The organism is Enteractinococcus helveticum (assembly GCF_020742345.1).
In the GTDB taxonomy this organism is placed as follows: domain Bacteria; phylum Actinomycetota; class Actinomycetes; order Actinomycetales; family Micrococcaceae; genus Yaniella; species Yaniella helvetica_A.
Genome location: NZ_DYXC01000125.1, coordinates 1 through 11,889, shown reverse-complemented (window position 1 = coordinate 11,889; position 11,889 = coordinate 1). Strand labels below are relative to the sequence as shown.

Below are 11,889 nucleotides of genomic sequence, written 5' to 3'. Positions count from 1 at the left end.
TCCTAGGAACGATCAGAAATGGTGACTTGGAGTGCTCGCATTGTCGATGCAGCGTATCCGGAGCCGAATAACAGCACGTGAACTAATAGTGGCACCAGTTGGAAAACCGGGATGCGTTGTTGCCAACCGGCTGCTAGTGGAAAAATCTGTTCGTAATGTCTCATCACGGCAGGACCAAAACCACCAAAAAGGTGCATCATGGCGATGTCCTGTTCTCGATGACCCCAATGACACGAAGGATCAACGAGCCAATTCGCACCCGCAGCATCGATCACGCGATTTCCGGCCCAGAGATCTCCGTGCACCACGGTCGGGGGTTCTTCAGGACCAAGATGGTGCGGTCGAATAGCGTTTACCAGTTCAGCAGCCTCAGCTGCCAGGAGTCCGGTGCGTATCGCCTGCTGTGTTAGCGGCAGGATACGGTTGAGAACCAACGACTCATATAATGTTGACGCCGGTTGCAAATCGATCGGTACAGCACCTAAAAACCAGTGCGAAACACCATCCAGCGTACCGAATTGTTGTCCCGGTACAGCCGAGCGCTGACCGGCCAAATGAAGCTGAGCCAGTTGTTGACCGAACTCAGCCTCCGTATCAGTGGTTGTTTGTGCTGGCCCACTGGTGTCAATGAGTTCAAGAATCAGCTGGTCGGCGGTCACCTCAAAGACCCTGGGCACTCTGGCACCCAGTGCGGCCAGGGCTTGTAGTCCGGCGGCCTCAAAAGCAAAGAACCCTTCGGGCGCGCCGGTCAGTGCTTTACGGAAAGCCGCAGTGCCATCGTCAAGGCGAATGATCGAGGTCCTACCGGTTGGGCTCATTTGCCGCCGTAGCGTTGCAGAACGGTTGCCAGACTGTTTTCCTGAACAGCTTGGACGAGACCACGCGCGGCGTCTTCAATTTGGTCATACATGGCGATGAAAGCATCCTCTGGATAGCCATACGGGTCGGGAACGTTGGCAATGCCGTCTGATTCGACCGTGGAGGCGAAGGCGCCAAAACGTACGATCTTGGCGCGCTGGTCACCGTTTTTGGTCAGGGCGAGAATATTTTTCAGGTTGGAATCATCCATGGCTAGTACCAAGTCGACTTCGTCAATGTGTTGCGCGGTGATTTGCGCTGCCACAGAGCTGAACTCATATCCACGTTCGGTGCCAACTTTGCGAGTCAAATGGTGAGCGTCTTGTCCAATGTGATAGTCGGATGTACCTGCAGAGCGCACGTCGGCGTCGATGCCAGCTTTGGACAACTCATGGATTAGCACAGACTCGGCAGCAGGGGACCGGCAGATATTTCCAAGACAAACAGTCAAAATCTTCATACCTCCCATTGTCCCGGTCTGACATCAGGTTTTGCCATCTATGTGCCCAGATGTCGGCAACCGGCGAAGTTGTTGACCCGAATTGTGCTGAGGACGGAGAGATTTTGCATCGGTTCGCTGACAAATACGGACAACCAGTACAGTGGGTGGAATGGACATTCGTATCCGCCCGGCCCGGACCTCTGATATTTCGATCATTCGTTCAATGGTTCAACCACTTGCAACCGAGCGCGTGCTGTTAGATAAAGACAAGGTCTCCTATTACGAGGCGGTTCAAGAGTTTCTGGTTGCAGAAAATACCGACGACGAAATTCTGGGGTTTGGTGCGCTCCACGTGATGTGGGAGCACCTGGCAGAAGTTCGTACCTTAGCCACCGCCGATGAGCACCAGGGCCGCGGTGTCGGTGGCGTGGTCCTCAACGCACTGTTAGACAAGGCCGAGGATCTGGGCGTCCAGCACGTTTTTTGTCTGACTTTTGAGACCTCATTTTTCCAACGCCATGGATTTGAAATCATGGAAGACCAGTCAGTGCTGGACCCTGAGGTGTTCAATCAATTGCTGCGTTCCCCAGATGAAGGAATTGCAGAATTCCTCGATCTGGCTCGCGTAAAACCCAACACGTTGGGCAACACGCGCATGATTATTGATCTGGATAATCGCCGCAGCTAACGCGCTCGGGAGCGATGATCCCTCAGTTGGCACAGCTTCTGGATGTTTGTTTGGCTACCATGTCGGGGATTGTGGAGCGGTTGGAAAACCAGCATATGGTCAAGCGCGTTCCTGATCCCCATGATCAACGGGTCCGCCGGGTCCTGGCCACGTCATTGGGTCGTGGGACGATTCGTAAGCTGATGAGTTCTCATCAGGAGCTTGAATATGCTCAGCTTGACAAGTTGGCTGTAGCAGATTTGGCTGCTCTGGTGCAGGGTGTCCGTGCGGTAGCCAAAGTCATGCAGCGTAGCCAATAATTTCAGTTTTCGGTGCTCGGCAGGGTTAGAACCTCATTTTTTAGGGTTGCTAACCCGTCAGCAATTAACCCGTTGAGGGCACGATTCCATTGCGCATCTTCGGGAATATGTCGACCGAGTCGGCCGGTTGCCTCCACGGTAGCTTGTAAGCGTACGACGTCGATGGCTCCTTGAGCGCGCAGCACACCCATTATTGCCCCGCGGACTTGCCGGTCTGACCCATTCCACGACTGGGTCTTAGCCACGGTGGTAGGCGCTGGCTTACCGGCTGTAACCCAGGCGCACTGATGCATTACTGGGCATTGTTGGCATTTGGGTGCCCGCGCAGTGCAAATTAGCGCGCCCAGTTCCATGGTGGCCACATTCCAGGTGTTGGCTTGGTCAATACCGTGTTGCGTTGTGGTATCGGGCATCAGCGCGGCGGCCAGTCGGCGTTCGGCTGCGGTCAGGCTTGGGGCGGCGGCACCGTCGCCAGTAAATATTCTGGCGTGCACCCGGCGCACGTTGGTATCAATCACGACTTCCGGTATCCCAAATGCGAATGAGGAGACGGCGGCTGCTGTGTATTCCCCAATGCCTGGCAGGGCTATGAGTTTTTCGGGATCGGCGGGTAGTACGCCGTCATGGTGTTCGACTACCGCTTTGGCTGTTTCGTGTAGTCGCAGCGCCCGGCGCGGGTAGCCCAGCCGTCCCCACATGATTAACACATCGGCCGGTTCCGCTGCGGCGAGTTGGGCCGGGCCCGGCCAGCGTTGCATCCAGGCCAACCAGGGCTCCCATACTCGTGAAACCTGGGTTTGTTGCAGCATCACCTCGGAGACTAGTACGCCCCAGGCGGTGGTGTCTGGTTGTCTCCAGGGCAGTTTTCGGGCGTTTTGCGTGTACCAGTCGAGAATGCGGGTGCGCACCTGGTGTATGTGGGTGTCGTTGAGTTGGTGGGTGGCAGATGACATGGACACCATGGTAGTGCCAGGCGCATTTTGTTAGTGTCCATGGCTAAACTTGGGATTATGTCTGATCAGCAACTTCCCCCGCAGCAGCCACGTCCTCGTAAGATTCCACCGCATATTTTGCGCCGTCGGCGCATTGTTGCGGTGATTATTTTGTGCATTCTTCTTGGCCTGATCGGTTGGGGCATTTGGGCTTTGATTGGTTTGTTCTTGCCTGGTGACGACGATCAGGCGGTTTCCCAGCCGCAGCCTACGGTTACTGATACCGTTTCGCCGTCGCCGGAGGAATCTGGTGGGGGTGATGACGGGCAGGGTGTTGTTGCCTGTGATCCACAGATGCTGACGGTTACCGGTGGTACTGATCAGGAATCATATGGTCCTGATGAGATCCCGGAGTTTACGTTGACGGTTACGCATGATGGTGATGTGCTGTGTGATGCTTCTCTGGGCTCGGATCAGCAGAGTTTTGTGGTTGCGGATGCTGATGGTGAGTTTGTGTTCTCTACGCGCGCCTGCCAGGTGGATCCGCAGGAGCAGGTTGTGGAGATGGAACCGGGTCAGTCTGAAGAGGTCAGTTTCGAGTGGGAGCGAGTTGGTACCGATGAGGGCTGTGAGACGATCGTTGAGGATGTTGAGCCCGGTGAGTATCAGTTGGTTGTTGCCATGGGGGAGCGCGAGGCTGAGCCGGTTAGGTTCGTCCTTGAAGGGGACTAGTTTTCCCACACGTCGTCGGGACTGAGTTTGATGACGTCGGCGAGTTTCTGACTGGCTGATGGTCGCGGTGGTGGCCGGAAGGCCGGGTCGAAGAGAGCGGTCATGGCGTCACCTAGCGAATCGGTTTGGACTACACGCATGCCTTGCGGGGTGGTTAGTTCGTTTTCTTTTGGCACGATGGCGTGTTTGAATCCCAGTCGGAAGGCTTCTTTGAGGCGGCGTTCCATACCGGTTACCGGGCGGAGTTCGCCGGCTAGTGAAATCTCGCCGATCACCACTGTGCTGCGGGGGAGTGGGGTGTCACTGCGCGACGATAAGATGGCGGCAGCCAGGGAGAGGTCGGCGGCTGGTTCGTGCACGGTTATGCCCCCGACTGTGGAGGCGTAGACGTCCTGGTTGGTCATATCGATTTTGAAATGCCGTGACAAGATGGCCACGACCGTATTGAGGCGGGACTGGACTAGCCCGGTCACTACGCGTCGCGGTGAGCCGCCGCCACTGGTGGACACTAGCGCTTGGACTTCAGTCATCAGTGGGCGGTGCCCATCCATTGCCACGGTGATTGCCGTACCGGGCGCCGGGGTGGCAAAGGTGTTGATAAATAGCCCGGAGGGGTCATCGATTGATTCGATACCGGAATCGCGCATGGAAAAACAGCCGACCTCGTCGGTGGAACCGTAACGGTTTTTGACCGAGCGAATAAAACGCAGCTGGGAGTGGCGGTCACCCTGAAATTGGCAGACGACGTCGACGAGGTGTTCCATGGTGCGCGGTCCGGCAATGCTGCCTTCTTTGGTTACGTGGCCAACCAGAATGGTGGCGATATTGTGGCGTTTGGCCAACCGAATAATGCTGGCGGTAACTTCTTGGATCTGCATTCGTCCGCCGGGTGTGCCATCAATGGCCGATGATTGTATGGTCTGCACCGAGTCGATGACCATAAAATCCGGCAGAATCTGTTCGATCTGGCCTAATACCTGGCCAAGATCTGTTTCTGCACCCAGCATCAGGTTGTTGTGTAGCGCGCCGATGCGTTCGGCCCGCACACGTACTTGGGCGGCAGATTCTTCACCGGTCAGATACAGTGTTTTGCGCTGTTTGCCTTCGGCGGTTCGGGTTGCGGCAACATGTCCGGCGATATCCAGGGCCATCGTGGACTTGCCGATACCTGGCTCACCGGCCAGCAGGATGACAGCACCCGGGACCAAGCCGGAGCCGAGCACACGGTCGAATTCTGAGACTCCAGTCGGAAAACTCTCAGCGTGGGAGGCATCAACTTCGGTAATGGGCTGGGCCAGCTCGTCCACGGCCACCTGAGCTGACGGGGTACGTGTGGTGGCCGGGGTAACCCCGGCTTCTTCAATGGTGCCCCACGCTTGGCATTCGCCGCAGCGTCCCGTCCATTTTGCGGTCATCCAACCGCATTCGGAACACTTATAGGCCAGTTTGGTCTGTGATTTCGCCATGCCGCTAGCCTACTGGCTGGCAGGGACACGATAAAGGAACTATACGTTGGGCAGATAGTTGGACGCTTCGTGATGATCCGAGCCGGTGGCCTCAATGAAATCGACCATCATCGGTCGGCACATCATCACTAAAGCCTCACCGTGTAGGGTGTTGGCCCCTAAATTGTGCGGGGTAAGTTTTGTGGTTGCCGCTCCCAACGCATTTCGCGCCACGGATAACGATCGGTGTCGTCCCGGAGCCACCGGTTCAGCAACAGAGCGTCCAAGAATACCTATCGCATCAGCGGCGTCAGAAAACCACGCGGACATACGTTGTAAATCGTCGCCTTTTGGGCTCTTGGTATCGAACTCATCGATTACCGTAATCACCCGCCGAGCAATGATGCGTAGCGAACGGACTGCAAGGTCTGTCTTTTCCAAGGTGCGCGACATTTCTTGAAGATCTTGACGGGCTGAACGTTGCGTAGGGGAGTACGTGGCAGTCTGATCGGCCCGGGATAACTCTGCACGAACCGAATCAATTTTAGACTGTAGCCCGCGGGCCTCAATGAGCGCTACCCAGCTGCTGCGGGAGTCTTGTTCTTCTAGAGCACTGGATAATTCTCGCAGCGTTGCGGTGATGGAAGTGAATAATTCGCGCATCCCCGCGACAGCTTCTTTTCGAAATGACACCGGCATCAGCATAGTGATCGCAATAGCGATGACCCCACCGATAACGGCATCCACCGAACGGCTCAGTGGGCCCTCGATGGGAATGGGCAATAGCACCACCAGCACCGCCTGGATGGACATCTGGGTGGTAAAGATGACTCCAGCATCGATGAAACGGGCGAGGATAATCGTGACAAAGACTACGATGACGCCTTGCCAATAGCCCTGTCCAAGTAAGGCCTGTAACGTATCACCGACCAGTATGCCTAATGTCACACCGATTGCTACTTCTAGGGCTTTGCGAATGTGGGGGTCGCGTCCAAAACCTAGGGAAATTAGTGCCGACGTAGCCGCAAAATACGGCTCGCTATGCCCAAAAATTATGGCCGCGAAAGCATATGCTGCTACTGCCGCAATGGCCGATGTTGCTGCAGGAATGAGTGCTTTTCGGGCTCGCCATGCACCCGAGCGGAATCTTGAGGAGAAGAATTTTTTGACCTTCTGCCAACCACTGGGTTCCGGGGTTACCGGTAACGGGGTTGTATGCATGCGTTCAGCCATGCTCATATCCTACGAGTTGAATGAAAAATGGTGAAAAACGCGGCGCTGCTAAACGTTAACCCTCCGTTCATCTTTCGACAGCCAGCAGGTTACCTAGTCTGCGTAGCTTCTGTGAGTAGTCGGGCCACCAAGCCAAAAATCCTTCCGGCCCAACGTACTGACTCACGACAATCTCGAAAGAGGAAAACACCAGTGAAGTTTTCTCGTTTTTACCGCTCCGCTGCTATCGCATCCGTAGCCGCTCTGGCTCTGGCAGCTTGCTCGTCTGACGACTCTGCTGATGAAAATGCCGGTGGTGACTCCGGTGAACAGGCCTCGGCCGAAGTATCGGGGAACCTGATCGGTGGTGGCGCCTCATCGCAGGAAGCCGCCATGACTGCTTGGACCTCCGGTATCACCGAAGCTCACCCAGATCTGACTGTGCAATACGACCCGGTTGGCTCCGGCTCTGGTCGTGAAGGCTTCATCGCCGGCCAGTATACTTTTGCGGGCTCTGACTCAGCGATGGACGCCGAAGAACAAGAGCAGGCATGCGGTTCCGGTAACGTATTCCACGTACCTTCCTACATCTCACCAGTTGCTGTGGCCTTCAACCTCGAAGGTGTCGACACTCTGAACATGAACCCAGAAACCATCGCCAAGGTATTTGCAGGCGAAATCACCTCCTGGGACGATGCAGAAATCGCTGAGCAGAACGAAGGCGTAGAACTGCCAGCAACCGATATCACCGTTGTTCACCGCTCCGATGACTCCGGTACCACCGAAAACTTCACTGACTACCTCAACGGTGCAGCAGGCGATGTTTGGACATGGGAAGCTGCCGATGCATGGCCAGAAGAACTCACCGGTGAATCTGCACAGCAGACTTCTGGTGTTGTTTCCTTGACCACTGACACCGAGGGGGCCATCACCTATGCGGATGCCTCCCAGATCGGTGACCTGTCCACAATTGCTGTTGGTGTTGGTGACGACTACGTCGAGTACTCGGCTGAAGCAGCAGCTTCAGCTGTTGAAACCGCCGAAGAAGACCCAGAGGCTGAAGGTGCTCGCATCCTCGATCGCAGCACCGAAGAAGAGGGTGTCTACCCGATCGTCATGATCTCCTACCACATTTTCTGTGACACTTACGATAACGAAGAAATGGTAAACCAGGTCAAGGCCTTTGGGAACTACGTCATTTCCGAAGACGGTCAGGCCGCTGCTGAAGAATCAGCCGGTTCCGCACCAATCTCGGAGACTATTCGCAGCGAAGCTACCGAGCGCATCGATGCGATTACTGTTGCTGGCTAAGCCAGGAAATTAGCTTTCAGTAGCTGATACCACCGCTTGGCACCACAGGCGGTGGTATTGGCATGAAAGACACTTTTATTCATAAAACGTTACAGGAGTACAACGTGACAACCACATCCCCGCGCACCAAGCCACCAGCGCGTAATACCACTTCCGCGGTGGGGGATAAAGTCTTCAAAGGCATGTCGTGGACCGGCGGCGTGATCATTCTGGTCGTGCTGGCTTTCGTGGCCCTCTTCCTGCTGATACGATCCCTGCCGGCTATTGCTCCCGATACTTTCGGTCCGGGTGCTGACGAGGCTATAGATTTCTGGTCTTATGTCTGGCCACTCATGGCCGGAACGATCATTGTCTCCGCCATCGCACTCTTACTGGCTACCCCAATCGCCATAGGCGTTTCACTGTTCATCAGCCACTACGCGCCACGTCGCTTCGCTAACACCATCGGGTATATTATCGACCTGCTGGCCGCTATCCCCTCCGTTGTCTACGGTGCCTGGGGCATGCTCGTACTGGCACCGCTCATGGTGCCCCTATACCAGTGGTTGCACAACAACTTAGGATTCATCCCACTATTCGCCGGTGACCCATCGACCACCGGTCGAACCATTATGACCTCCGGCGTTGTTCTTGCCGTTATGGTCTTGCCGATCATGACCGCCCTGTGCCGCGAAATCTTCCTTCAAGTGCCACATCTGCAGGAAGAAGCAGCACTTGGCCTTGGTGCGACTCGTTGGGAAATGATCAAAATGACCGTTTTCCCTTTTGCTCGTGCCGGCATTATCTCCTCGATCATGCTCGCCCTTGGACGCGCACTCGGTGAAACCATGGCCGTGACCATGGTGCTGTCCCCAGGTGCTTTCTCCTGGTCGCTGCTCACCTCGGGGGTCAACGCAACAATTCCATCGGAAATTGCACTAAACTTCCCAGAAGCCTTCGGTCAACGACAGTCCGAACTGATTGCAGCGGGACTGATGCTGTTTGTGATCACCCTAATCGTCAACGTCATCGCAAGGGCGATCGTCAACAGTCACGCGAAGAAAGCTGAGGGGATGTCATGAGCTCCCAAATTCATTCGCGTACCAAAGTCACGACCCCAGTCCCGCCATCACAGGACCCGAACGGCGAAAAGAAACCACAAGAGATGACGCCAAAAACTCACAAATCCCGGTTGGACTCCCTGACCGCCAACCGGAAACCATCTTGGACCTGGATGGTTGCAGCTGCCGGGTCTCTGCTGGTTTCGGCCATTATGACCATGCTGCTGTTTGAAACTTTCAGCATCATTGGCTTCGTCCTCATCGCGGGCCTGCTATACATCGCATCGATGTATATTGCCAGCCGAATCATGGAAGATCGACTGAAAGCCATAGACGAATTCTGGCGTCACCTAATCTGGACTGCATTCCTCATTGCACTGATCCCACTGATCTCCGTCATTTGGTCTGTGGTATCCGAAGGTCTCCCCACCCTGATAGCCCACCCAGGGCTGTTGACCACAGACATGCAGGGCGTAGTGGGTGCAGACGACATCGCCACCCAGACTGACGGTGCCCCACTACAAGGCGGTATTCTGCACGGCCTGGTCGGCACCGTGATGATCACGATCCTTGCCAGTGTCATTTCGATTCCGGTCGGCCTATTCGCCTCGATTTATCTGGTCGAATACTCCAACCGAAACGTTTTCTCCCGCGCAATCCGCTTCTTCGTCGACGTTATGACCGGTATCCCCTCGATTGTTGCCGGTCTGTTCGCCTTTGCTGGTCTGAGCTTGCTCATTGAACTGATCGTCGGCGATTCCCCACAGGCACTGCAATCGGTCAAAACCGGCTTTGCTGCAGCACTGGCACTGAGCGTGTTGATGATCCCGGTTGTCGTTCGATCCACAGAAGAAATGCTCTCGGTGGTCGCCGATGAACTGCGCGAAGCATCCTACGCCCTGGGCGTGCGTAAATGGCGCACCATCATGAAAGTCGTACTGCCGACCGCAATGTCGGGTATCGCATCCGGAGTCACTCTGGCCATTGCCCGGGTAACCGGTGAAACCGCACCGATCCTGGTAACCGCAGGCTATGCGGCAACAACCAACTGGAACCCGTTCTCCGAGTGGATGACCGCCCTGCCGGTGTACATTTACCGCCAGCTGGTCAACCCAACCGCACCGGCTGCAGGTGACCCATCAATGGCACGTGCCTGGGCGGGTGCCCTCGTGCTGATCGTCATCGTCATGGGCCTGAACCTCGCCGCCCGTGCAATCGCTAAATACTTCGCACCCAAGACCGGCAAATAAGCTCGGTTCTGGGTTACTCAACTAAAGGAAAGATTCTCATGGCAAAAAGTATCGAAGCCATCGATCTCAATTGCTACTACGGCGATTTCTTGGCCGTCAAAGACGTCAGCATCAAAATTGCGCCACGTTCCGTGACCGCTTTTATCGGCCCATCTGGCTGTGGCAAAACCACTTTCCTGCGCACGCTGAACCGCATGCACGAAGTCACTCCGGGTGCTCGCGCCGAAGGCCAGATCCTGTTGGACGACGAAAACATCAACTCCTCCGACGTCGATCCGGTTCGTGTCCGGTCAACCGTGGGCATGGTTTTTCAGCGCCCGAACCCTTTCCCAACCATGTCGATCCGTGAAAACGTGTTGGCCGGTTATCAGCTCAACGGCATCCGCCTGTCGAAATCAGAGTCCGAAGCGATCCTAGAGCGTTCCCTGACCGGTGCCAACCTGTGGAACGAAGTCAAGGACCGCCTGGATCGTCCAGGTGGTGGCCTGTCGGGTGGTCAGCAGCAGCGCCTGTGCATCGCCCGCACAATTGCCATCGAACCAGAAGTCATCCTTATGGATGAGCCAGCTTCCGCGCTGGACCCAATCTCAACCCTGGCGATTGAAGACCTCATTCACGAACTGAAAGAGGACTACACCGTCGTCATCGTCACCCACAACATGCAGCAGGCTGCACGTGTCGCCGATAAGACGGCGTTCTTCAACCTGCAGGCCATCGGTGAACCAGGCATGCTCATCGAATACGACGACACCACCACCATCTTTAATAACCCATCCAACGAGCAGACTGAAGCCTATATTTCTGGACGCTTCGGCTAAAACACGCCAGCAACCACCGATGCGGTGAGGTTCTTTACTTCAAAGAACCTCGCCGCATCAGTGTTTTAGCACAGAGTTTGTCACCGCATAATTCATCCCGTTCAAAGTCCTGACCTATCATTGCTGTGGGGACGAGCACACTGGAGTTAATCATCAGTGGAATCGCTTGATCAATGGCGCAAAAAGTGTGTATGGTTCGCATTGACTGGCCCACTTAGGAATGCGAAATCCCGGCCTGCGAACAGGCCGGGATGCTCAAGCTTACGATGCCGGGCCGGGCACGCCTCACGGCGTGTGGCCGCTCGAAGCGGCTAATGATTTGGAGCCCGGGGGTACCGCAACCCGACATCTGTAAGTCACTCTATCTGGCTAACGCAGAGATAAGCAAGAGACGTTCACATGGCGGTCAATTCCGCATTATTTCGCCGTTTTCATTGACCTTTCGGGCAACTCGCGGTATAAGAGAGCTGGCTTTCAATGCGATTTCGACCAACAGCACAAAGTCAAAGATACGCGGCCACTACAGGCCAAGAAGTTACGGTCGTAAATCCCCACCGTCAGCTGGGCCGAGGGCACATTGCAAGATTTATGTGCACCTTGTGCTGACACATATTCGTGATTGTCAGGCCCTCCCGGAAGCCGAAGACATGAGCACGCCGCGGCCTGCCTTACCCGTGTAGCAAGTTGCTTCCTCACTCGAGAAGTTTGGGTCATCACTGTATAAAGTGACGTCCTCACTGTATAAAGTGATGGCCTCAGTGTATAAACTGACGCTGTCACTGAACAAAGTGACGTCCTCACTGTATAAACTGGCGTCGTCACTCTATAAATTGACCTCCTCACTGTCGAAACTGAGGCGATC

12 protein-coding genes are annotated in these 11,889 nt (G+C 55.4%); 7 read left to right on the top strand and 5 right to left on the bottom strand.

Annotated elements, in window-relative coordinates; translation table 11 throughout:
• Positions 1 to 2: 2 nt before the first annotated feature.
• Together K8V32_RS11010 and K8V32_RS11005 are read right to left on the bottom strand one after the other, a co-directional pair.
• A complete protein-coding gene (locus K8V32_RS11010; protein WP_303907218.1) occupies positions 3 to 818 on the bottom strand; it encodes a fructosamine kinase family protein in 816 nt (271 codons plus the stop codon).
• Entirely contained in the window at positions 815 to 1,318 is a 504-nt protein-coding gene (locus tag K8V32_RS11005) for a low molecular weight protein-tyrosine-phosphatase (RefSeq protein WP_303907215.1), read from the bottom strand. Before K8V32_RS11005 ends, K8V32_RS11010 begins: the two co-directional genes overlap by 4 nt.
• Before the next feature lie 151 nt (positions 1,319 to 1,469).
• Between K8V32_RS11005 and K8V32_RS11000 the strand changes: the two genes are divergently transcribed.
• Both K8V32_RS11000 and K8V32_RS10995 read left to right on the top strand, forming a co-directional pair.
• Positions 1,470 to 1,988 (top strand): amino-acid N-acetyltransferase, encoded by a 519-nt coding sequence (locus K8V32_RS11000; RefSeq protein WP_303907213.1) that lies wholly within the window; start codon positions 1,470 to 1,472, stop codon positions 1,986 to 1,988.
• A 26-nt stretch (positions 1,989 to 2,014) separates the two neighbouring features.
• On the top strand, positions 2,015 to 2,287 hold the full coding sequence (locus K8V32_RS10995) for a MarR family winged helix-turn-helix transcriptional regulator (RefSeq protein ID WP_303907211.1): 273 nt from the start codon (positions 2,015 to 2,017) through the stop codon (positions 2,285 to 2,287).
• Between the two features lie 2 nt (positions 2,288 to 2,289).
• Here the strand turns inward: K8V32_RS10995 and K8V32_RS10990 are convergent, their stop codons facing one another.
• Positions 2,290 to 3,240, bottom strand: a complete 951-nt coding sequence (locus tag K8V32_RS10990; RefSeq protein ID WP_303907207.1) for an iron-sulfur binding domain-containing protein — start codon at positions 3,238 to 3,240, stop codon at positions 2,290 to 2,292.
• A 57-nt stretch (positions 3,241 to 3,297) separates the two neighbouring features.
• Between K8V32_RS10990 and K8V32_RS10985 the strand changes: the two genes are divergently transcribed.
• The gene (locus K8V32_RS10985; RefSeq protein ID WP_303907203.1) at positions 3,298 to 3,951 is read left to right on the top strand and encodes a hypothetical protein; all 654 of its coding nucleotides are present in this window, start codon (positions 3,298 to 3,300) and stop codon (positions 3,949 to 3,951) included.
• Here the strand turns inward: K8V32_RS10985 and radA are convergent.
• Positions 3,948 to 5,417, bottom strand: coding sequence for a DNA repair protein RadA (radA, locus tag K8V32_RS10980; protein ID WP_303907200.1), 1,470 nt, complete (start codon positions 5,415 to 5,417; stop codon positions 3,948 to 3,950). The genes K8V32_RS10985 and radA overlap by 4 nt on opposite strands.
• Before the next feature lie 39 nt (positions 5,418 to 5,456).
• Entirely contained in the window at positions 5,457 to 6,629 is a 1,173-nt protein-coding gene (locus K8V32_RS10975; RefSeq protein ID WP_303907198.1) for an FUSC family protein, read from the bottom strand.
• Positions 6,630 to 6,821: 192 nt separating this feature from the next.
• On the opposite strand from K8V32_RS10975, the gene K8V32_RS10970 reads away from it, so the two are divergent.
• The 4 genes from K8V32_RS10970 to pstB all read left to right on the top strand — a co-directional run bounded on the left by K8V32_RS10970 (position 6,822) and on the right by pstB (position 11,027).
• Positions 6,822 to 7,919: a phosphate ABC transporter substrate-binding protein PstS gene (locus K8V32_RS10970; RefSeq protein WP_303907195.1), complete on the top strand. Its 1,098-nt coding sequence runs from the start codon at positions 6,822 to 6,824 to the stop codon at positions 7,917 to 7,919.
• A gap of 62 nt (positions 7,920 to 7,981) precedes the next feature.
• Positions 7,982 to 8,980, top strand: coding sequence for a phosphate ABC transporter permease subunit PstC (gene pstC, locus K8V32_RS10965; protein WP_524536735.1), 999 nt, complete (start codon positions 7,982 to 7,984; stop codon positions 8,978 to 8,980).
• Between the two features lie 83 nt (positions 8,981 to 9,063).
• Entirely contained in the window at positions 9,064 to 10,209 is a 1,146-nt protein-coding gene (gene pstA / locus K8V32_RS10960; RefSeq protein WP_303907325.1) for a phosphate ABC transporter permease PstA, read from the top strand.
• Positions 10,210 to 10,247: 38 nt separating this feature from the next.
• On the top strand, positions 10,248 to 11,027 hold the full coding sequence (pstB, locus tag K8V32_RS10955; protein WP_303907188.1) for a phosphate ABC transporter ATP-binding protein PstB: 780 nt from the start codon (positions 10,248 to 10,250) through the stop codon (positions 11,025 to 11,027).
• Positions 11,028 to 11,889: the final 862 nt, after the last annotated feature.

Excerpts from the sequence above, each read along its gene's own strand:
- K8V32_RS11010 (WP_303907218.1), bottom strand. The coding sequence starts at position 818 with ATGAGCCCAACCGGTAGGACCTCGATCATTCGCCTTGACGATGGCACT.
- K8V32_RS11005 (WP_303907215.1), bottom strand. The coding sequence starts at position 1,318 with ATGAAGATTTTGACTGTTTGTCTTGGAAATATCTGCCGGTCCCCTGCT.
- K8V32_RS11000 (WP_303907213.1), top strand. The coding sequence starts at position 1,470 with ATGGACATTCGTATCCGCCCGGCCCGGACCTCTGATATTTCGATCATT.
- K8V32_RS10990 (WP_303907207.1), bottom strand. The coding sequence starts at position 3,240 with ATGTCATCTGCCACCCACCAACTCAACGACACCCACATACACCAGGTG.
- K8V32_RS10985 (WP_303907203.1), top strand. The coding sequence starts at position 3,298 with ATGTCTGATCAGCAACTTCCCCCGCAGCAGCCACGTCCTCGTAAGATT.
- radA (WP_303907200.1), bottom strand. The coding sequence starts at position 5,417 with ATGGCGAAATCACAGACCAAACTGGCCTATAAGTGTTCCGAATGCGGT.
- K8V32_RS10975 (WP_303907198.1), bottom strand. The coding sequence starts at position 6,629 with ATGGCTGAACGCATGCATACAACCCCGTTACCGGTAACCCCGGAACCC.
- pstC (WP_524536735.1), top strand. The coding sequence starts at position 7,982 with ATGAAAGACACTTTTATTCATAAAACGTTACAGGAGTACAACGTGACA.
- pstA (WP_303907325.1), top strand. The coding sequence starts at position 9,064 with ATGACGCCAAAAACTCACAAATCCCGGTTGGACTCCCTGACCGCCAAC.
- pstB (WP_303907188.1), top strand. The coding sequence starts at position 10,248 with ATGGCAAAAAGTATCGAAGCCATCGATCTCAATTGCTACTACGGCGAT.